Source organism: Prevotella pallens, assembly GCF_900454935.1.
In the GTDB taxonomy this organism is placed as follows: Bacteria; Bacteroidota; Bacteroidia; order Bacteroidales; family Bacteroidaceae; genus Prevotella; species Prevotella pallens.
Genome location: NZ_UGTP01000001.1, coordinates 75,440 through 96,416, shown reverse-complemented (window position 1 = coordinate 96,416; position 20,977 = coordinate 75,440). Strand labels below are relative to the sequence as shown.

General features: G+C 34.0%; 16 protein-coding genes. 12 read left to right on the top strand and 4 right to left on the bottom strand.

Annotation, left to right across the window (positions count from 1 at the left end):
• The 11 genes from DX009_RS00395 to ybeY all read left to right on the top strand — a co-directional run bounded on the left by DX009_RS00395 (position 1) and on the right by ybeY (position 16,083).
• The gene (locus tag DX009_RS00395; protein ID WP_115082631.1) at positions 1 to 3,255 is read left to right on the top strand and encodes an Eco57I restriction-modification methylase domain-containing protein; all 3,255 of its coding nucleotides are present in this window, start codon (positions 1 to 3) and stop codon (positions 3,253 to 3,255) included.
• Between the two features lie 4 nt (positions 3,256 to 3,259).
• Positions 3,260 to 4,303 carry a virulence RhuM family protein gene (locus tag DX009_RS00390; protein ID WP_115082630.1) on the top strand — a complete coding sequence of 348 codons (1,044 nt, stop codon included), beginning with the start codon at positions 3,260 to 3,262 and terminating at the stop codon, positions 4,301 to 4,303.
• A 21-nt stretch (positions 4,304 to 4,324) separates the two neighbouring features.
• A complete protein-coding gene (locus DX009_RS00385) occupies positions 4,325 to 4,789 on the top strand; it encodes a hypothetical protein (protein WP_115082629.1) in 465 nt (154 codons plus the stop codon).
• A gap of 693 nt (positions 4,790 to 5,482) precedes the next feature.
• Entirely contained in the window at positions 5,483 to 6,181 is a 699-nt protein-coding gene (locus tag DX009_RS00380) for a succinate dehydrogenase/fumarate reductase cytochrome b subunit (RefSeq protein ID WP_115082628.1), read from the top strand.
• Positions 6,182 to 6,204: 23 nt separating this feature from the next.
• Positions 6,205 to 8,187, top strand: a complete 1,983-nt coding sequence (locus DX009_RS00375; protein WP_040595348.1) for a fumarate reductase/succinate dehydrogenase flavoprotein subunit — start codon at positions 6,205 to 6,207, stop codon at positions 8,185 to 8,187.
• 44 nt (positions 8,188 to 8,231) lie between these two features.
• The gene (locus tag DX009_RS00370; protein WP_006043997.1) at positions 8,232 to 8,987 is read left to right on the top strand and encodes a succinate dehydrogenase/fumarate reductase iron-sulfur subunit; all 756 of its coding nucleotides are present in this window, start codon (positions 8,232 to 8,234) and stop codon (positions 8,985 to 8,987) included.
• Between the two features lie 750 nt (positions 8,988 to 9,737).
• Complete coding sequence (locus DX009_RS00365) at positions 9,738 to 11,390, top strand: thiol-activated cytolysin family protein (protein ID WP_115082627.1); 1,653 nt, start codon at positions 9,738 to 9,740, stop codon at positions 11,388 to 11,390.
• A 94-nt stretch (positions 11,391 to 11,484) separates the two neighbouring features.
• Positions 11,485 to 13,668: a C10 family peptidase gene (locus tag DX009_RS00360; RefSeq protein ID WP_115082626.1), complete on the top strand. Its 2,184-nt coding sequence runs from the start codon at positions 11,485 to 11,487 to the stop codon at positions 13,666 to 13,668.
• A 153-nt stretch (positions 13,669 to 13,821) separates the two neighbouring features.
• On the top strand, positions 13,822 to 15,102 hold the full coding sequence (locus tag DX009_RS00355; RefSeq protein ID WP_181792293.1) for a clostripain-related cysteine peptidase: 1,281 nt from the start codon (positions 13,822 to 13,824) through the stop codon (positions 15,100 to 15,102).
• 87 nt (positions 15,103 to 15,189) lie between these two features.
• The gene (gene coaD / locus DX009_RS00350; RefSeq protein WP_006044002.1) at positions 15,190 to 15,660 is read left to right on the top strand and encodes a pantetheine-phosphate adenylyltransferase; all 471 of its coding nucleotides are present in this window, start codon (positions 15,190 to 15,192) and stop codon (positions 15,658 to 15,660) included.
• Between the two features lie 12 nt (positions 15,661 to 15,672).
• Complete coding sequence (ybeY, locus tag DX009_RS00345) at positions 15,673 to 16,083, top strand: rRNA maturation RNase YbeY (RefSeq protein WP_006044003.1); 411 nt, start codon at positions 15,673 to 15,675, stop codon at positions 16,081 to 16,083.
• A 172-nt stretch (positions 16,084 to 16,255) separates the two neighbouring features.
• Here ybeY and DX009_RS00340 read toward each other — a convergent pair whose 3' ends face one another.
• The 4 genes from DX009_RS00340 to DX009_RS00325 all read right to left on the bottom strand — a co-directional run bounded on the left by DX009_RS00340 (position 16,256) and on the right by DX009_RS00325 (position 19,397).
• Positions 16,256 to 17,209, bottom strand: coding sequence for a BspA family leucine-rich repeat surface protein (locus DX009_RS00340; RefSeq protein ID WP_115082625.1), 954 nt, complete (start codon positions 17,207 to 17,209; stop codon positions 16,256 to 16,258).
• A gap of 228 nt (positions 17,210 to 17,437) precedes the next feature.
• Entirely contained in the window at positions 17,438 to 18,151 is a 714-nt protein-coding gene (locus DX009_RS00335; RefSeq protein ID WP_115082624.1) for a fibrobacter succinogenes major paralogous domain-containing protein, read from the bottom strand.
• Positions 18,152 to 18,162: 11 nt separating this feature from the next.
• On the bottom strand, positions 18,163 to 18,876 hold the full coding sequence (locus DX009_RS00330; protein ID WP_115082623.1) for a hypothetical protein: 714 nt from the start codon (positions 18,874 to 18,876) through the stop codon (positions 18,163 to 18,165).
• 44 nt (positions 18,877 to 18,920) lie between these two features.
• Positions 18,921 to 19,397 (bottom strand): T9SS sorting signal type C domain-containing protein, encoded by a 477-nt coding sequence (locus DX009_RS00325; RefSeq protein ID WP_115082622.1) that lies wholly within the window; start codon positions 19,395 to 19,397, stop codon positions 18,921 to 18,923.
• A 250-nt stretch (positions 19,398 to 19,647) separates the two neighbouring features.
• Here DX009_RS00325 and DX009_RS00320 point away from each other — a divergent pair, with 250 nt between their 5' ends.
• The gene (locus DX009_RS00320; RefSeq protein ID WP_245944550.1) at positions 19,648 to 20,976 is read left to right on the top strand and encodes a helix-turn-helix transcriptional regulator; all 1,329 of its coding nucleotides are present in this window, start codon (positions 19,648 to 19,650) and stop codon (positions 20,974 to 20,976) included.
• Position 20,977 lies beyond the last annotated feature (1 nt).

Below are 20,977 nucleotides of genomic sequence, written 5' to 3'. Positions count from 1 at the left end.
ATGAAAAAGAATTTATTTAATCAATATATCTCTACAGCCAATTTTAAAGAATTGTTTATAAGCGAAATGCTTTGGAACAATCCAACAGGTGCAACACAATTGCCAGAAATAACCATAGACGATACAACTTACCATATAGAGCAGATTGCAGAACGAAAAGGTTTTCAAATTCTAAATTGTAAAGTTAATCAAATACCAACATCGGCTGTATGTAAAAAGATAGACCAAAAAATTAGAAAGAATGCAGAAAACTATATTTGTATTTTTTTCTTACCCGAAAAGCTACATCATCTTTGGATAGCTCCAGTGAAGAAAGTAGAAAAAAGAGATGTTGTTTTAATTGAATACGACACTATTGACAAGGCTGCATTCTTGTTTGAAAAAATGGAAAAACTATCCTTTTCACTCGAAGACGAACCTAACATTCTCGATATTATAGAAAAAGTTCAGGCTGCTTTCCTTGTAAATTCTGAGAAAATAACAAAAGACTTCTATTCTGGCTTTAAAAAAGAACACAGCAACTTTGCTAAATTTATTACTGGAATTGACGACCATCTTGCCGAAAAGGAAAATAAAAACAAACAATGGTATGCATCGGTTATGCTAAACCGACTAATGTTTTGTTATTTCATTCAGAAAAAAGGTTTCTTAGATGGCGATATCGATTATTTACGCAACAAATTAGAATGGACACGCCAACAAGAAGGCGAAAATAGGTTCTTTAATAAGTTTTATAAAGGCTTCCTCGTTAATCTTTTTCACGATGGACTAAACGCACCACAACATAATGTTGAGTTTGAAAATATTTATGGTCGTATTCCTTATTTAAATGGTGGTATGTTCGACATACACCAAATAGAACGCAATTATGCTGAATTAGATATTGCAGATGAGGCTTTTTGTAGTTTATTCGACTTTTTCGATAAATGGCATTGGCATCTCGACGACCGTATCACTGCTTCTGGTCGCGATATTAACCCAGATGTGTTAGGATATATATTCGAACAATATATTAACGACCGTGCACAAATGGGAGCTTATTACACAAAAGAAGATATTACCGAATATATTGGTAGAAACACCATTTTGCCTTATTTAATGGATGCCGTAAAACGCAAAGACGAAAAATGTTTCCGCCCCAAAAGCAAATTATGGCAATACTTGCAAGAAAGCAACGATAAGTATATTTACAATGCAATGAAGAAAGGTTGCAACGAACCTCTTCCCGAATATATAGCAGAAGGAATAGACACTGCAAAGCCAAATTTGTTAGAACGTCGTAAACATTGGAACGAACGAACACCCGAAACTTTCGCCTTGCCTACCGAAATTTGGCGAGAAACCATAGAACGTCGCCAACGTTATAGCAACATTAAACAAAAAATAGTGAATGGCGAAATAACCGCTATAAACGATTTTATAACCTATAACCTTGATATTCGGCAATTTGTAGCCGACTATCTTGCCGATACTCCCGACCATTTGTTTATAAAACATTTTTATTCTGCCTTACAACACATTACAATTCTCGACCCAACTTGTGGTTCTGGTGCTTTTCTTTTTGCAGCACTCAACATTCTTGAACCGCTTTACGAGGTTTGTATCAACAGAATGAAGGAATTTAACAAGCAAAACCCACTTTTGTTTAAACAAGAGTTGCAAGAAATAACACACAAATATCGCTCCAACATTCAATACTTCATTTATAAAAGCATTATTCTACGCAATCTCTATGGTGTAGATATTATGGTTGAAGCTACCGAAATTGCAAAACTACGTTTGTTCTTAAAGATGGTGGCAGTAGTTGAAGTAGATAAACGCGACCCAAATTTAGGACTCGACCCTTTGCCCGATATAGATTTTAATATTCGTTGTGGAAATACACTCGTAGGTTATGCCACACAAGCCGAATTAAAACGCGATTTGGCGGAAGGAAATATGTTTGATAGGGAAGAATTTGAGGCAAAAATTAATGGGGAAATGGAGAAAATTTCTAAAGCTTATCAGCGTTTTAAAGAAATTCAGCTCCAACAATCGGAGAAGATGGTAGACTTTAAACAAGCCAAATACGCTTTAAACGAACGTCTTTCTGCATTAAACCACCTGTTAAACAATAAAATGTATGGCGCAGTAGAAACGAATATCAGTTACGAAACGTGGCTTCTTACACATCAACCTTTCCATTGGCTTGCCGAATTTTACGAAATTATTAACGAATATGGAGGATTTGACGTGATTATTGGTAATCCGCCGTATGTGGAATATCGTAAAATAGAATATAGCCTAAATGAATATAAAACAATTTCGTGTGGGAATATTTATGCCCAAGTTTTGGAAAGAGCACATATTCTTATTAAAGAGGAGCCGTACTTAGGTTGGATTATTCCAATATCAGTATGCTGTACAGATAGAACAATATCTATTCAAAAATTACTTAAAAATAAATATTTACGTTATATTTCTTCTTTTGATATCTTTCCTGCAAAAATTTTTGAAGGTGCTGCACAACGAGTGGCTGTATTATTTGAATTTGGTGGTAAAGGATTATTTACTTCCAAATACTTCAGATGGTTTCAGAAAGAAAGAGTTCACCTTGTGGCAAATATTTTTTACCAACAAAATAATAAATTTGATAAAGAAGGTTGGATGCCACGGATCAATAGTTCTATACAGTATCACATACTAGAAAAAATGTCTCATGATTATACTATTTACCAATTTATACATTCAAAAAATGTAAAGCCTTTGTATGTGCATCGAATAATCAATAATTTCGTTAAAGCAGTAAATTTCGAACCCTATTTTAAGAAAGGAGACAAACCATCTACGCATTCAGATGATTTTAAACGATTATATGTTGTTGATAGTTATAAGGATATTATACTATGTATTCTAAATTCAAACTTATTTTATTGGTATTGGAGATGTCATGGTGATGGATTTCATTGTGGATTTAAAGATATCGATAAATTTCCATTCACCATTTTAGAAAAAGAACAAAGTCAAAGAATATGGCAAAGTATGAGAGAAAAACTTATGCGTAGCTTTAGTCTTAATTCTATGATTCGAATACGAAATCAACAAAAAACGGGGAAGATAGAATTACAAACTTTTTTTATAGGGAAGTCCAAACCTATTATTGACGAAATAGATAAAGTTCTTGCCCGTCATTATGGTTTTACAGAAGAAGAATTAGACTTTATTATCAACTACGACATAAAATATCGTATGGGCGATGAATTAAACGAAGAGTAGAATTATGCACGCAAGCAACAACGATAATATGCTTATCTATCAGTCGGCAGATGGGAAAATAAAGATAGACGTTAGGTTTGAAAAAGAAACTGTATGGCTAACATTAGACCAAATGGCAACTCTTTTTGGGCGTGATAAATCAACTATTTCACGACATATTAAGAATGTTTTTGAGGAAGGAGAATTATCTTTGGAAGCAACTGTTGCAAATTTTGCAACAGTTCAAATAGAAGGTAAAAGAGAGGTTGTTAGAAATATAGATTATTATAATCTCGATGTTATTATTTCGGTTGGTTATCGTGTAAAGTCGCAACAAGGTACACAGTTTCGTATTTGGGCTACACAGCGTTTAAAAGAATATATTATTAAAGGATTTGCATTAAACGATGAACGTTTCAAAACAGGTTCTTCCTACAATTATTTTAAAGAACTTTTAAATCGTATTCGAGAGATACGTATTTCCGAAAAAGTGTTCTATCAGCAAATTAAAGATATATATGCAACGAGTATAGATTATAATCCATCGGCAGAAATGACATTGGCTTTCTTTAAAGAAGTACAAAATAAACTGTTGTGGGCTGTTAGTGGAAAGACAGCTGCCGAACTTGTTTATTATCGTGCCAATGCTTTGCAGCCAATGATGGGACTTACTTCTACAGAACAAGAGGGAAAAGTTACCAAAAACGATACACTGATAGGTAAGAACTATCTGAACGAGAAAGAAATTGGGCAGTTAAAACTTATTGTAGAACAATTTCTTGCTTATGCAGAGGCACAAGCTTTAGCAGAAAAACCAATGTATATGCGCGATTGGTTGCAGAAACTACGCCTTATTCTTACCTTGAACGAAAAGAATATTCTTGAACATGCTGGTGCAATATCGCATAAATTGGCTGTTGAAAAAGCTTCGAAAGAATACATTGCTTATAAAGAACAACAGCGAAGCGTGGAACATTTTGAGAGTATAAAACAGCTCGACCAAGATTTAAAACGTATTGCACTATGCAAAGAAAATAAAGACGATAAGGAGAAAGGTTACAGCGAATAGAAAAAATAGAGAGCGTGGGCTATGATAACCAATGTGGAATATCTTGGCAATAAAGACTTGTTACGGCTGAAAAAGGTAGCTTTTTTAGCATCGAATACAATTTCTTCGGGAACAGTGCTGAAAGTTTACGATTGGGCTACCGATATGCGTAATAGGGGAGAGTGCGTTGTTAGCGGATTTTGTAGCAAGTTAGAAAAAGATGTTCTTCATTTTTTGCTGAAAGGCAGTCAGCCCATCATACTTGTTTTGGCACGAAGAATGTATAAAACCGTTCCATTGATATTGCAAGAGGCTTTAAAAGAAAATCGTTTACTAATAATTTCTGTTAGTGTTTCGGTTCGCCAGTCTAAAATAACAGCTTTAGAACGCAATAAATACATCTGCAATATGGCAAACAAAATTCTGTTTATGGGAGTAACCGAAGAAAGTAGTCTTTATGCTCTCCAACAAAATAGCAGTAACAAGCAGAAACTTCTTACCTTGTAAAAAAAATATATACCCTTATTCTAATAATTAATGAGTATATTTTTTTTGTGGCATTTTGCACTATTTTTCACCCACTTATATTTATGCTCAATTGTTTAACATAAATAGCTACTCGAATTTTAATGAAAGTTAGTAGAGTTTCTTATAAGAAAAATATTTTTTTTAATTACATTTTTAAATTTTATAATTATATTTTTTCAAGTCCATATAATAAACTGATTATAAGAATGTTATGAAAGCAGTTTTTTTGTTGTTTCTTTAATTTTTACGTATATACAATATCGTTTTAAAATTTAGAAGAGATAGTTCTTTGCAGACAGAAAAATGCCTATTATTAATGCAAAACGCTATAGCAAACAGTTTTATAGCTATAAAACGAAAGCTAAAAAGACAATTTATTAAATTTACATTCAATAGCTCTGTGTAAAAATTAAGTAGCATTTTGTTTTTTGTGCTTGTTTAGACTTTGTCAATATTACGTATTTATGGTTGTTTTTATGGTCTTTTTCTCCTAAAAAAATTCGTTCTGTCATTATTTTATAGTATTTTTGCAGCGAATATACGTGCATAAATACCAACATTTGGGTATCTGTTATATAAGTATGCTTTTAATGGTATGCCTTTTTGTTTATACGCTCGTTTTCGTTTTGCAAATTAATTCTAACAGTTTAAATATTAAAAACAAAACAATTTATGTGGTTAATCAATTCTTCTATTGGTAGAAAGGTTGTAATGTCGGTAACAGGCATTGCACTTATTCTATTTCTGACATTCCACATGTCAATGAATATTGTAGCTCTTTTTTCTGAAAAGGCTTACAATATGATTTGTGCCTTTCTTGGTTCGAATTGGTATGCGGTAGTAGCAACAATAGCCTTAGGTGCGCTAACAGTTGCCCATATCGTTTACGCATTTATTCTTACGGCTCAGAATCGTAGTGCACGTGGTAACGAACGTTATGCTGTAAACGGTTCAAGTCCTAAAGTAGAATGGGCATCAAAAAACATGTTGGTATTGGGAATTATTGTTCTTTTGGGCATCTTGCTCCATTTGTTCAACTTCTGGTATAATATGATGTTTGCCGAAATTGTGGGTTTTGAAGGCAAGTATAGTCCAACAGATGGCTATTCTTACATTGTGGAAACTTTTAAGAATCCAGTATTTGTAGTGCTTTACATAGTTTGGCTTTGTGCAATTTGGTATCATCTTTCACATGGTTTTTGGTCGGCTATGCAAACACTTGGTATAAATGGCAAAATTTGGTTTAAGCGTTGGAAGATGATAGGCTTAGTTTACACTACACTTCTAATGTTAGGTTTCCTAATTGTAGTGCTAGCTTTTACATTTGGTTGTGCACCAAGCCTTCATAGTGCTTGTTGTTTAATTCACTAATTCTAATAGAACGATACAAGATTATGGCTAAAATATTAGATTCAAAGATTCCAGAAGGACCAGTAGCAGAAAAGTGGACCAATTTTAAGGCTCACCAGCGTTTGGTTAATCCTAAAAATAAACTAAAACTCGATGTAATTGTAGTAGGAACAGGCTTAGCAGGCGCTAGTGCAGCAGCATCTCTTGGCGAAATGGGCTTTACAGTTTACAATTTCTGTATTCAAGATTCTCCACGTCGTGCCCATTCTATAGCAGCACAAGGTGGTATAAATGCTGCAAAGAACTATCAAAACGATGGCGACTCAGTTTATCGTTTGTTTTACGATACAGTAAAAGGAGGCGATTATCGTGCTCGCGAAGCAAATGTTTATCGTTTGGCAGAAGTTTCAAATAGCATTATCGACCAATGTGTGGCACAAGGCGTTCCTTTTGCACGCGAATATGGCGGAATGTTAGCAAATCGTTCTTTTGGTGGAGCACAAGTTTCTCGTACTTTTTATGCAAAAGGTCAAACAGGACAACAACTTCTTCTTGGAGCTTACTCTGCATTAAGCAAACAAGTACACGATGGTCGTGTAAAACTTTACACACGTTACGAGATGGAAGACGTTGTAATTGTAGACGAACATGCACGTGGAATTATTGCGAAAAACTTAGTTACAGGTAAATTGGAACGTTTTTCTGCCAATGCTGTAGTAATAGCTACAGGTGGTTATGGTAATGCTTACTTCCTTTCTACCAATGCAATGGGCTGTAATTGTACTGCAGCTATACAATGTTATCGTAAAGGAGCATATTTTGCAAATCCTGCTTACGTTCAAATTCACCCAACTTGTATTCCAGTTCACGGTGATAAACAGTCGAAACTAACATTGATGTCAGAATCTTTGCGTAACGATGGACGTATTTGGGTACCAAAGAAAATAGAAGATGCAAAGGCATTACAGGCAGGAACAAAGAAAGGTTCTGATATTCCAGAAGAAGATCGCGACTATTATTTGGAACGTCGTTATCCAGCTTTTGGTAATTTAGTGCCACGTGATGTTGCTTCTCGTGCAGCTAAAGAGCGTTGCGACCACGGTTTTGGTGTAAACAACACAGGTTTGGCAGTGTTCCTCGACTTCTCTGAAAGTATAAACCGACTTGGTTTAGATGTAATTCGCCAACGTTATGGTAACCTTTTCGATATGTACGAAGAGATAACCGATGTAAATCCGGGCGAATTGGCAAAAGAAATTAACGGTGTTAAGTATTATAATCCAATGATGATTTACCCAGCTATCCACTATACAATGGGTGGAATATGGGTAGACTACGAATTACAAACCACAATTAAAGGACTTTTTGCCATTGGCGAATGTAATTTCTCTGACCACGGAGCCAATCGTCTTGGTGCTTCTGCGTTGATGCAAGGTTTAGCAGATGGATATTTTGTATTACCTTACACCATACAAAACTACTTAGCCGACCAAGCTTTGTGGGCAAAAATTCCTACCGATCACCCTGAATTTGAAAAAGCAGAGAAAGGAGTTCAGGCAGAAATAGACCGACTTATGAATATTAAGGGTAAACGAAGTGTAGATTCTTTGCATAAAGAGTTCGGTCGTATTATGTGGGAATATGCAGGAATGGGTCGTACTGCAGAAGGTTTAAAAACAGGTTTGAAGAAAATGAAGGAAATAAGGAAAGAATTCGATACAAATCTGTTTATTCCTGGAAGTAAAGACGGATTAAATATAGAGCTTGATAAAGCAATTCACCTTCGCGACTTTATTTTAGTAGGCGAACTTGTTGCTTACGATGCATTATCGCGCAATGAAAGTTGTGGTGGACACTTCCGCGAAGAATATCAAACAGAGGAAGGAGAAGCAAAACGCGACGACGAACATTATTTCTATGTAGGTTGTTGGGAATATAAAGGTAGCGACGATGCAGAACCAGAACTTATAAAAGAACCACTCGAATACGAGGCTATTAAGGTTCAAACACGTAACTACAAGAACTAATTTTGCAGAAGTTGCTTACAACACATTAAAAAGAAATCAACGTAATGGAAAAGATAATAAGTTTTACGCTTAAAGTATGGCGTCAGAACGGACCAACTGCACAAGGTCATTTTGATACATTCGATATGAAAGATATTCCTGGAGATACATCTTTCCTCGAAATGTTGGATATTCTAAACGAGCAGCTTATAGAAGAAGGGAAAGAACCTTTTGTTTTCGACCACGACTGTCGTGAAGGAATATGCGGAATGTGTTCACTTTATATAAACGGACACCCACACGGACCAGCAACTGGTGCTACAACTTGCCAACTTTATATGCGTCGTTTCAACGATGGAGATGTAATAACAGTTGAACCATGGCGTTCTGCCGCATTCCCTGTAATTAAAGATTGTATGGTTGACCGTGGAGCTTTCGATAAAATTATACAAGCTGGCGGATATACAAGCATTCGTACAGGTCAGCCACAAGATGCAAATGCTATTCTTATATCAAAAGAAGCTGCCGATGAGGCTATGGATTGTGCAACTTGTATTGGTTGTGGAGCTTGCGTTGCAGCATGTAAGAACGGTTCTGCAATGTTGTTCCTCTCATCTAAAGTTAGTCAGTTGGCATTATTACCACAAGGAAAAATAGAATCGGCTAAACGTGCAAAGGCAATGATTATGAAAATGGAAGAACTTGGCTTTGGTAACTGTACAAACACACGTGCGTGCGAGGCAGAATGTCCAAAGAACGAGTCTATTGCTAACATTGCTCGTCTGAACCGTGAATTTATAAAGGCTAAGCTTGCCGACTAATTTTTTGGTAGTAGATATTTAAAAAAGGTTTTTTGCCTTTCTGAAACTAATAGAAAGAATCTTGCGACACTAAAATGTTGTGAGATTCTTTTTTTTATATCCGTGTTTCTGCAATACCTTTTAAAAGCATTGTATTTCGTAAAGATAGAAAGTCAGATTTTTTTAATTATATTCTCCTAAATTTTATATTAAAATTTTATTTTTTGTAATTACAAAATTTTATTTTCTAATTATATTTTTCCTACCTCTTATAACATTCTGATTTTATTAAATTTAATTGCATGCATTTTTTATAGCGTAAATGCAAATAGTAAATAGACATTTACAGATTTTTTAGACAAAACAACCGCTATTATGACCTAATTACTACGAAAGGCAAATGTTTTTGTTTGCCACATTTTTACATTTACGCAGTGTGATACTATTAAATAGAGTAGGGGTTGATATTTAAAATTATCATAAACAGAGTAGTCTTTTATATAGTTTTTAACTATAATATAGGTATCAAATTATATTTTTTTGCACAAGCGATGCGTAAAGTATAAAAACTATAAAAAACTCTTTTTTTTACCTTTTATTTTTGTTGATATTATAATTTTTAGTACTTTTGACACCGAGAATAACGCATTAGCTAAGAACTGAGACCAGATTTACGAGAGAACAATCTAAAAATAGAGAAAAGTATTTTTTTGGTCTGTTCGTATCGATAATAACGATATCATCACATTTTAAAATTTTAAATGTATTATTATGAATAAAAAAATTATCTATCTGTTAACTGCAGCAGCTTTTTTAGGTTTAAGCAGTTGTTCTAATGTAGACGATGTAATCGATGTAGGTCAACAATCGACAAATGGTCCTACAAGTGGTATTATTAAAGAGCAATCTAAGATTCAGGCTTATTTAGGAACACTAAAAGTTCCAGGTGCTCCTCTTGAAACACGTGCTGAAGCAACGCCAGAAGGGTCTGAAGTTTCAACAGAAAATATACCTGGTTACAATGACGGTGTACCTGGATATTGGGTTGTTACAAAGAAACGTTATAAAGCTTCTCACATATTCGATGAAGCAATAGTGTTCGATCCTAATGCAGAGATTCTTTATCCTGGTTGTGTTTTACGTGGTAGTTCTATCGAAGATGGAACATTTACTCCTATAACACAGGCAGAAGTAGGTGATATTACATTCTCTATCAGCAAAGTTGTAGATCGTGATACACCATCTGGTACTATTAGAAGAACTGTTTTCAATCCTCGTTTGAGCGATTACCGTGAAATTTTTAACGATTGGGGAAAAGCAAACTATCTGCCAAATGCTGTAACATCTACACATAGTGTAGAACTAGTTACTTCTAAAGAAGAAGCAATGGCTAAAATAGGAGTTTCATTTGCTAATGAATATGTTGATATAGCTGCTAACTTGGGCTTCGATTTCGAGAAAGAACAAAACCATATTTTGGCAAAGTTCATTCAGAAACAATACACTGTTACTACCGATTTCCCAAAAACTCCAACAATTTTCACATCTGTTGATCCTCAAATCATCAACGATTATCAGCCAGTTTATGTAAGCAACCTTACATACGGTCGTATGATTTTCTTGAGTGTAGATACAAAACACTCACTTGCAGAAGTACAAGCAGCATTCAAATTGGCTGTTAATGCTATTAATCTGAATACAGAACTAGAAGCAAAATACAAGAAAGTGTTCGATGAAAGTAAGATTAGTATGACAATTATCGGTGGTGGTTCAACACAACAGAGCCTTGTACTTGCCGATGGTTGGGAAGGATTTAAACAATATATGACTGCAGACATCTCTATGTCAGAGTCTACACCTATTAGTTTCTCTTTGCGTTATGCTAAAGATAATTCTATCTGCCGTGTAGTATCACGTGGCGAATACGATATAGTTAGTCGTACTTTTGTTCCTGAATTTAAGAAGATGTTCATTGAAATGAGTCTTTCAGGTCTTAGAGGGTCAGAAAGTAGCTATAAGTACGAAAAAGGTGACGAGTATGAAATGTACGGTGATGCGTGGATGACATTCAACGATCAGAAAGTTGGTGATATCTTTAATATTAATCGTCAAAACTACATTTTTGTAAAGAAGGGAAATGATTTTACAAACGTTGATGGTAAGAGATGTATATTATCAATAGAAAAGCCAGATGGTATTAGTTTCCAAGACTTTATGCGTAGCCGTGTACGTGTTTACACTCACTTGTACGATAATGATGAGCCATCGAAAGATAAGGACTACGGCGAAACATATCAAGAATTCTATGTTTCTGATATCTTAGCTACACATAAGAACGGTGAACATAAGTTCTCTGTTGTAGGTCATGGTAAAGGTATAGCTACAGAAACACAATTCAAAATATCAGATATATACTTTAAATAATCAATAGTAGGTGAAGCATAGTTGCAACCTTCATATTGTAACTATGCTTTTCTAATTGCAAAAGATTATTTTTTTACACTATAAAAATTTTACTATGAATAAAATTCTGAAAAAACTATTCAAGGTTGCAATGGCTGTCTTTGGATTTGCTTTTTTCTTCTCATGTTCTGACCAAGTAGATAATCCTGCAGAACCAGTTTCTGATGCAAATGTCTATGTAAGTCAAGATGAAGCTATTGAAATTGCAAAACGATTTATTAAGAATAATGGTCCAGAATCAGCAGTAACACGTGCAGCAAGTGGTGGAAATTTAAAAGTTGTTCTTACTGATATAAAAGCTGGTACACGTGCTGAAGCAAATGCACACCCATCTTATTATGTTATTAATTTAGATTCTACAGCTTATGTTGTAGTTTCAGGCTCGAAAGTTACATATCCAGTACTCGGATTCTCTTTCGACAACCCTTTCATTACTACAAGTATTCCAGACGGTGTACAGTATATGTTTGATAACTATACCGTAGAGGTTAAAGATGCAAATACTAAAATTAAACCTTCTACTGCTATAGAAGATTTACGTAATGCTTATTTAGAGTCTACTCCAACACGTGCTGAAGCTATAGTAGGTCCATTATTGGGTAGAATAAAATGGAACCAACAGCCATATTATAATACTTATTGTCCAAGAGGAACTCCTGTAGGTTGTGTTGCAACAGCAACTTCTCAAATTATGCGTCTTTATAAGTATCCGAAACGTGGTACAGGTTCACACAGTTATTCTTCATCGTATGGTACATTATCGTTCAATTACGACTACAATATTGATTGGGACGCAATGCCAGAATCAGTATTACGACAGAGAAATGACGAAGTTGCTCGTTTCTGTTATGGTGTTGCTGTGGCTCTTGATATGGGTTTTAGTCCTTATGGTAGTGGAACATGGCAACAATATGTGCCAGCTGCTTTGAAGAAATACTATAAGTATCCATCAAATGTACAAAGTGCAGAACGTTCTAGCTATAGTTATAACCAATGGATAGCATTAGTAAAGCGCGAACTTGATGCTGGTCGTCCAGTACAATATTGTGGTGGTGGCACAGGTGGTGCACATTCTTTCGTGTGTGATGGATATACTAGCAACAATTATTTCCACTTTAATTGGGGTTGGGGAGGAATGTCTGACGGTTATTTCCAACTTCATGCACTTAATCCTGGTTCATTAGGAACAGGTGGTGGTTCAGGTGGTGGTTTTAATAATAACCAATCTATAGTTATTAACTTTGCTCCTCCTGGAGGTGTAGAGCCAAATCCAGATCCGAAACCAAATCCAGATCCGAAACCAAATCCAGAACCAGACGATCACTCTGATTATGGCAAAGCTTGGGGGCAACGTTGTGCAACTACATATATTAAAAATGTGCAAATAGGTAATGAAGGAAATGTAACAGGAAGTTCAGGTACAGGTTATGCACACTATTCACAAGACCCGATATTGTTGTACCCTGGTTCAACTTATTATCTGACACTCACTCCAGGTTTTACTGGAACTACTTATACAGAGTATTGGACAGCATGGATAGACTATAATGGCGATAAGGTATTTGATGACGACGAAATGATTGCCAAAGGAACAACATACGGTAATACTAGTCTGAAGAAAAGTTTTAGAGTTCCTACAAATGCAACAAATGAAAAAATACGTATGCGTGTTTGTATGAGCTGGGGAAGCTATGCAAAATCAGTAGGTAGCTTTACTTCTGGTGAGGTAGAAGATTACGATATCTATATCTCTAATAAGGAATATCCAAAACCAAATCCAAAACCAGATCCGAAACCAGATCCAAATCCTGGTCCTACAGAATATTGTAAGAGTGCAGCAACAAGTCCTTGTACAGCCTATATTCGTTTTGTAGAATTAGGTGGTATGAACAACTATTCAACTTGTACTTCTGCTGGTTATTCTAACTTTACAAGTAAGTATGGTATGGGTTATTCTGGATATAATGTACGTTACACATTAAGTCCTGATGGTCGTTATGGTACAAACTACTGGCGTGTATGGATTGATTTTAATAACGACAAGGAGTTTGACAGTTCTGAGTTAGTTGTTCAAAAGGCAAGTACAGGTACAGTTTATGGCTATTTCACACTACCACGCAACTTATCAAAAGGATTCCATCGTGTACGTGTTTCTATGAAACAAGGTAGTTATGCTGATTCTTGTGATAAGTTTGATGTTGGAGAGGTAGAAGACTACTTACTTTATGTAAGATATTAAGTAAGTATTTTATATAGAATACGTACTTAATATAATCTATCTCATCATTTTATAACCCAATGTTCGGAATTACAACGCCTTACATTGGGTTTTTCATTATTTATTCTTATATTTGCAGGCTAAATAGTATTTATGTTTTATTAGATATAAGGAATGAGAAAACAATTTTTGTATTCATATATAGCAAAAGGTGCACAAACCTTACTTTTTCGTAATATTATTATGTTGCTTTGTGTATTCTTATCGTCTTTCATCGTCTCATGTAGTAAAGAAGATGAACCTGACGATAAAAAAGAATATACAAAAGAAAAAACTATTTTTGTTTATATGCCTTGGACAGGTTCTGCTGCGAATTTGTATAAATACTTTGTAGTTAATATCAAAGATATGAAGAAGGCTATAATAGAGCAAAAAGGATTGAAACAAACCAATATGTTAGTCCTAATTGCCAATGACCCTAATAAAAGTCATCTCATAAAGATTACATATCGCAACGGAAAATGTTACGACGATACGCTTAAAACTTATAACGACGGTGCAATGAATACACCTTCAAAGATGTCGAGCTTATTGAACGAAGTTGTAAAAATAGCACCTGCTCCTATCTATTCTATGATGATAGGTTCGCATGGAGTAGGGTGGATATATACAGGAAGTACATCTCGTTCAATGTTGCAAAGTATAGAAGCGGACAGAGCAAGAAACAAAATGTTAGGTTTACCCATAACACGACAAACTCGTTATTTTGGTGGTTCAGATATTCAAATGAATATTGATGATTTGGCAGAAGGAATCAGAAATTCAAATATGCACCATTTGCAATTCCTTCTTTTCGATGATTGTTATATGGCAAATATAGAAACAGCTTACGAGTTGAGAAATGTTACCGATTATCTTATAGGTTGTCCAACAGAAATAATGGGACATGGAATGCCTTATTATGAAATGTGGAAATATCTTGCATCTATACAACCCGATTATGGAAAAGCAGTAGATGGTTTCTACAATTTCTATTCTAATTATGAAATTGGCAATGTGAAATACCATTATGGAACCATCTCAGTAACCGATTGTAGAAAAGTAGATAATATGATGCAAGTGCTAACTGCCATTAATAGCAGATATAGAATAGGTAGAAATGTTGATTCTAATTTGCAAGTCTTAGATGGATACAGACCTGCAGCATTCTTTGATTTTGCTGATTATATTCACCGCTTATGTAATAACAATACTGTTTTAAAAGGACAGTTCGATAAAGCTTTAGCCGAACTCGTTCCATACGAACGTCATACAGCGATGTATTTCTCTTCATTAACGGAGGCTGGAGAACATATAATAAACACTTGTTGTGGATTAACTATTTCGGCACCATCTACAAATGCAATGGTAATAAACAGCAAACCACGAAGTAATTTCTATGCTTCTTTACGCTAATAAAGCATTAAGATATATCGATGAAATCGATGTTTTATCATATTGTGAGCTTAATTACAAAGTTATAAAAGAGAACTAAAAAAGAATATGGAGAATTGCACTGATGATAAAATTCGGATTGGTTTATTCGTAGGAAGTTTCGATCCTTTTACCATAGGACACGACTCTATTGTACGCAGAGCATTGCCCTTATTCGATAAAATTGTAATAGGCATAGGCATAAACGAACGCAAACAATATATGCAAACTGCCGAACAACGTATGTTGGCTATACAACAACTTTATGCAGAAATTCCAAAAATAGAGGTAAAAAGCTATTCAGACCTTACAATAGATTTCGCAAAACGAGAACAAGCTACCTTTTTTATAAAAGGTGTACGAAGCATAAAAGACTTTGAATACGAACGAGAACAAGCAGATATAAATCATTTTTTAAGTGGAATGGATACACTTTTTTTAGTAGCCGAACCACAATTTGCCAGTATCAGCTCTACTCTTGTACGCGAACTTAAACATTTTGGCAGAGATGTAACCGAATTTTTGCCACAGAAACGATAAATAAAACAAAGAATGATAACATACAATGCAGAGGACGTAAAACTCCCCACGATAAAAAAACGCGAAACTACACGTTGGATAAAAAAAGTTGCAGCAACCTACGGGCGTAAAGTAGGCGAAATAGGCTATATGTTCGTAAACGATGAAAAGATTTTAGAAGTAAACAACGAATATCTTGGCCACGATTATTATACCGATGTTATTACTTTTGACTATTGCGAAGGCGATATTCTAAATGGCGACATTGTAATATCTCTCGATACAGTACGAACCAATGCCGAAAAGTTTGGAAAAACTTACGAAGAAGAACTTTATCGTGTCATAATTCACGGCATACTCCACCTTTGTGGTATCAACGATAAAGGTCCTGGAGAACGAGAAATAATGGAAGAAAACGAAAATAAAGCTTTAGCACTTCGCTAAGGCTTTATTTTGTTTTATATTAAATAAGGTAGTTTATTCTATTGATACCCATTTAATGGTAATAGACTTTGTTTGTAACAATATAAAAAGTCTATAAATACATAAAAAGAAAAATGCTTGTCTTTGAATTCTAATAAATAGTATGGACCACTTGTTTTCTATTTATAAAAATTTATCGCTTCACAACCTTTTTCCCATTTATAATATAAATACCCTGTGCAGAATGTTCAGGTATATTGTTTAAGCGTGTACCTTGTAAAGTGTAGATGTCTCTATGCAACCTTTTATTTTCTATCCTTTGAAACTCTATTCCAGAAGGTTTTTTCCTTGTAAAATAGCCAGTTGTTGGATTTGCCATTTCTATATCAATTTTGTTTTCATCGTAAACCACATTGCCATTTTCTCCTCCTTTCAGCTGTTTACAATCTTGAAACATACAAATAGATGCTTCGCAATCCCAAACACTGTTGCAATATATTGTAGTTAACAATTCGCAGTTATGAAACATATCGCTCATATCAGTAACAAGTTGTGTATTAAAGTTTGACACATCAATTGTTTCCAGAGCTTTACACCCATAAAACATAAAACTCATATTGGTTACGCTTTTGGTATCAAAATTAGAAACATCAATAATTTTCAGCAATTCGCAACCATCAAACATATAATCCATATAAATTACATTCTGAGTTTTAAAATCAGACACATCAAGTGTGGTTAGAAGTTTACAACCAGAAAACATTCCACCCATATTAGTTACATTGTCTGTATTAAGGTTTTTTATTCCTTCAATCTTAGTGAGCTTTTCAAAGCCATCAAACCACAATCTTGTAGAGCCAGGATAGTAGTCTTTCATCGAACTATCGAAAATTGCAGTTGTAATCTCCTTTCTTTTATATTCTAAGCACCATTCCGGATAGTCTGTAGTAGAATTTGGCAAAGTATAAACAATGTCTTTAGTGTACAAATCTTTATTAGAATTGTAAAAAAACGACAACCTTTTTACAGTGGTATCCATCACGGCGTATGCTTCTTTTGTTTGTGCTTTTATAGTTATTGAGAATAATAACATTACAGTGAATGCTGCGATAGCAACAAACGTTCTGTTGATTAGTTGTTTTTTCATAATTTCTATACTGTTATGTTTGTGTATGTGATAGTCTTTTCTGTATATTCTTTTTAAATTTTAGGTGTTACTTATATGCTTTATACATAGAGTTCAGTTCTAAATCTTCCCAAGTTTTACAGAATGTATATATGCTTTGTAAACAATAAAAGATAAACCAACGATGTGTATTAAAGAGGAATATGGATAACAACTAAATATCATTACTCTTTTTCTACAATTATCTAATTACTGTTGAACAGGTCGTATGCTGAAACCATAATAACGGTTGCTCACATTTGAGGCATTTGCTTTATCGTCATTAAAAAATAAATGGACAGCTAATTTATTTTCAAAAGAAACATTTTCCGATGTCCAATAATATCCATAGAATTCTACAGCATAAGGCTCATTCCCATTTATACAACCTGCAGCTGGTAAAAATATACGATTGCCATTAGGACCAGTTATCCAATAGCCACAATATCCACTTTTCTCGTCTTCGAACCATTTCCATGTGCATTTTTTTACTAGTTCTTCCATTTCTGCCGATGTTGGAATTCGCCATTTATTTCCTAACAAAATAGTAGCAACATCATCATTTGCCTCTAATATAGTCATCTTGTCGGAAGCATTATATTTTGTAATCTTCTTAGATATTGTTTCGTAATATTTATATCCGTTCCAATTATAGTTTTCTTTTGTACTAACTTCTCCCCAAGCATAATAATTTCCATAAGCTTCTGGCGTTTCTGCACCAATATTACAAGACCCCCATTTTACACTTAATCCTAAGTCTATACAAGTAATATGCTGCGTAGTATTGGGAAAAGTTATGCTATCTATTTGTTCAATAATGTCGGCTTTTCCTCCTTTCCATATCTTAACACTTATTTGCTGCTGTGCAAATACTACTGATGCTATGATTAAGAAAAGAAGAGATAAAATATATTTCTTCGTCATAATATATACTCTTATTTATGTACTGGTCTAACAGGTATACCATAATTACGTGCTATACGATCGTCTGCTTGATATTTATCAGATTGGAAAGAAAATCCCTGCGCATACATTTTAATATAAGCCTCGTCTCCTTCGCGTAACGTATTAGATAAGTAGTAACCGTACTTTCCACCATAATAAGAATTCTTATCAAACATTACACCTGCTGCTGGAAGGAAGATAGAATTGCCATTTTTACCAGTTACTTTGTATCCATTAACATTATTAACGGTGGTCCATTCCCACGTACATTTCTCTACTAATTCTTTTATTTCTGCAGGAGTAGGCATACGCCAGCCTTCATTCATATTAGCTATGGCTGCATCGTCTTCAGAATCGAGTGTTGTTTTTCCATCTTTCACGTTGTATTTCTCTAAATTATTACGATCTGTTCCGTATTTATAGGTGTTCCAATCGTAACTCTCTTTTGTTTTAATGTCTCCCCACTGATAGAAGTTACCAAAATCTTCAGGATTTTTTGCACCAATATTACAAGTTCCCCATTTTACACTTAGTCCTAAATCTATATAAGTTGCTTTTTCTTCTGATTTAATAAATGTAATACTATCAACAGCTTGAATAGTTTCCGACTTTGTTCCGTGCCATACTATTATATCATGAGTATTTTGTGCACTTGCTCCTAAAGCGAGCATTATAGTAAAAATAATAGATAAAACCTTTTTCATATTGCTTATTTATATTTATTTGGTAATAATAGAATGTGTAAAACCTATAGAGTAAATTTAAAAGAAATGCCAGACTTTGTTCGTGCAATATAAATACCATTAGATGTTTTTAAAGATAAGTTTAAAGTTTCATTATCTTTGGTAGAAATGGCTGTTGTAATCAATCGTCCTGTAGTATCATATATGCTAACACGCTCCCCTTTTGATAAACCAAATACGCTTAAACTATTAGAGTTTATGCGAAATATTACATCACTATTTACATTATCTTTGGCAGACGATATACTATTGGGTTGAACTTCTCCCCAATATACCCGCTTTACTTCATTGTAATCATAACTAACAACCGTTTTCTTAGCACGAATTTCTAATGCAGATCCAATTAACATTGTAGGTTTATCAGAAAAGGCGAAACCAACAATTGAACCATTCTTTAGTTGTAATAATACACCTTCCTCGCCCATAACTCCTAAAGTTATAAACAAGACAATTGAAAGAATTAAAAACCTTAGCTTTTTCATATTGCGAATTTTATTAACATTGATTTCGCAAAATAAGATATTTCTCTGCAAGAAAACAAAAAATGAATATAGACATAATATAGACAATGTATTGAATAAGTGTTAAAAAATAAGATGTAGTATATAGATTTCTGTATCTTTGTGGCAAAAAGGTATTACCATGAGTTTTTCTCGAATACATCGCATAGATATAGTAACAATTTTTTTTCTGTTGGCAACCACATTTATAAATATAGGTTGTTCTTCTTTTGTGCATACCAAAGAAAAAGTGTATGCCGATAGTTTGCTAAATAATTCGTATTTAGATATTATAAATTATTCTTTTGTAAAGGCATATAGAGATATTTCAAAGGCACAAACTTTCTATGAAAAAACTAATAATCAAGAAAAACAAGCAATATGCCAAATTCATCTTGCCTTATTATATGAAGGTATAGGTTTATGGGAAGAGGCTCACGAAAATCTTATAAAAGCGCGTAGTGCACTGAAGCAACTTTCTCCAATAGTGAAATATAGATACTATTATGCAAACGTAGTATATTTGTTAGAACACTGTAAAAATTATGCAGACGCAGGGCGAGTAATGAAATATGCTATTGCAAACGACCATAGCATAAATAACAAAGTTTTTCTTCAAACCGACTTAAGTAACTTAGCAGAAATATATATTAAACAAGGAAAGATAAAAGAAGCCTCAAAAATTCTTAATAGTTTAGATAAGCAAGATAACAAATTCTTTCACACCCAACTGTTATATTGTAGTTTGCTTATAGCAAAACAACACAGCCGTCCAGATTCTATTTATAATATTGCGCAAAAATGCCTTAAACAGAGTGTACGTTTTAGGCAATTAAATATTCAAGTGGAGGCACTACAAGCAATAATTCATATAGATTCCATACGTCAGGATTATCGTTCTTTTATCAATCATTTTACACAGTATTACAATATGCGCGATTCTTTGAATGGTGCAATGGCGACTTCTAAAATTAAACAAATACAAGAGAAGGCTAAAATAGAGAGCGAAAAACTTAAAGTATACGAAGAAATAAAAAGACAACGTATGCTATTACCACTTATTGTTGTAGTTGCTTTATTCGTAGTATGTGTAGCTCTTCTTATTTATTATCGTACCAAACAACGTAAACGAATTGTAGAACTTGAAGCAAAAGAACTATCCGATAAGCTTAGATATACTGAATTAGAAAGAGAACTATCAAAACTTAAAATGCAGATAGAAAAAGAGAAGTTAATTAAATCTCAACAAGAAAATATATCAATGTCGTTACAATTAGCAATGCTCAGCGATCCAAAGGAGAAGAAAAGAATGCAGTTCTTTAACGAACAGTTTCAATTTATGGATAATGATTTTTGTAAGCGTTTAGAAAAGCAATATCCAACTATTACCAAAGCCGAAAAAAGATTAGTGTATCTTATAAAGATTGGACTCGATGGACATAAAATTATGACTATACTTAATATATCTGGTTCAGGTTTTTACAAACTCCGTTATAGACTAAGAAAGAGATTAGGACTCAACAATGAAGATTTAGAGAAATACATTCAGCATTTAGAGTGAT

What these genes read in the sequence shown, in the direction of transcription:
- DX009_RS00395 (WP_115082631.1), top strand. Translation starts at nt 1, where the DNA reads ATGAAAAAGAATTTATTTAATCAATATATCTCTACAGCCAATTTTAAA.
- DX009_RS00390 (WP_115082630.1), top strand. Translation starts at nt 3,260, where the DNA reads ATGCACGCAAGCAACAACGATAATATGCTTATCTATCAGTCGGCAGAT.
- DX009_RS00385 (WP_115082629.1), top strand. Translation starts at nt 4,325, where the DNA reads ATGATAACCAATGTGGAATATCTTGGCAATAAAGACTTGTTACGGCTG.
- DX009_RS00380 (WP_115082628.1), top strand. Translation starts at nt 5,483, where the DNA reads ATGTGGTTAATCAATTCTTCTATTGGTAGAAAGGTTGTAATGTCGGTA.
- DX009_RS00375 (WP_040595348.1), top strand. Translation starts at nt 6,205, where the DNA reads ATGGCTAAAATATTAGATTCAAAGATTCCAGAAGGACCAGTAGCAGAA.
- DX009_RS00370 (WP_006043997.1), top strand. Translation starts at nt 8,232, where the DNA reads ATGGAAAAGATAATAAGTTTTACGCTTAAAGTATGGCGTCAGAACGGA.
- DX009_RS00365 (WP_115082627.1), top strand. Translation starts at nt 9,738, where the DNA reads ATGAATAAAAAAATTATCTATCTGTTAACTGCAGCAGCTTTTTTAGGT.
- DX009_RS00360 (WP_115082626.1), top strand. Translation starts at nt 11,485, where the DNA reads ATGAATAAAATTCTGAAAAAACTATTCAAGGTTGCAATGGCTGTCTTT.
- DX009_RS00355 (WP_181792293.1), top strand. Translation starts at nt 13,822, where the DNA reads ATGAGAAAACAATTTTTGTATTCATATATAGCAAAAGGTGCACAAACC.
- coaD (WP_006044002.1), top strand. Translation starts at nt 15,190, where the DNA reads ATGGAGAATTGCACTGATGATAAAATTCGGATTGGTTTATTCGTAGGA.
- ybeY (WP_006044003.1), top strand. Translation starts at nt 15,673, where the DNA reads ATGATAACATACAATGCAGAGGACGTAAAACTCCCCACGATAAAAAAA.
- DX009_RS00340 (WP_115082625.1), bottom strand. Translation starts at nt 17,209, where the DNA reads ATGAAAAAACAACTAATCAACAGAACGTTTGTTGCTATCGCAGCATTC.
- DX009_RS00335 (WP_115082624.1), bottom strand. Translation starts at nt 18,151, where the DNA reads ATGACGAAGAAATATATTTTATCTCTTCTTTTCTTAATCATAGCATCA.
- DX009_RS00330 (WP_115082623.1), bottom strand. Translation starts at nt 18,876, where the DNA reads ATGAAAAAGGTTTTATCTATTATTTTTACTATAATGCTCGCTTTAGGA.
- DX009_RS00325 (WP_115082622.1), bottom strand. Translation starts at nt 19,397, where the DNA reads ATGAAAAAGCTAAGGTTTTTAATTCTTTCAATTGTCTTGTTTATAACT.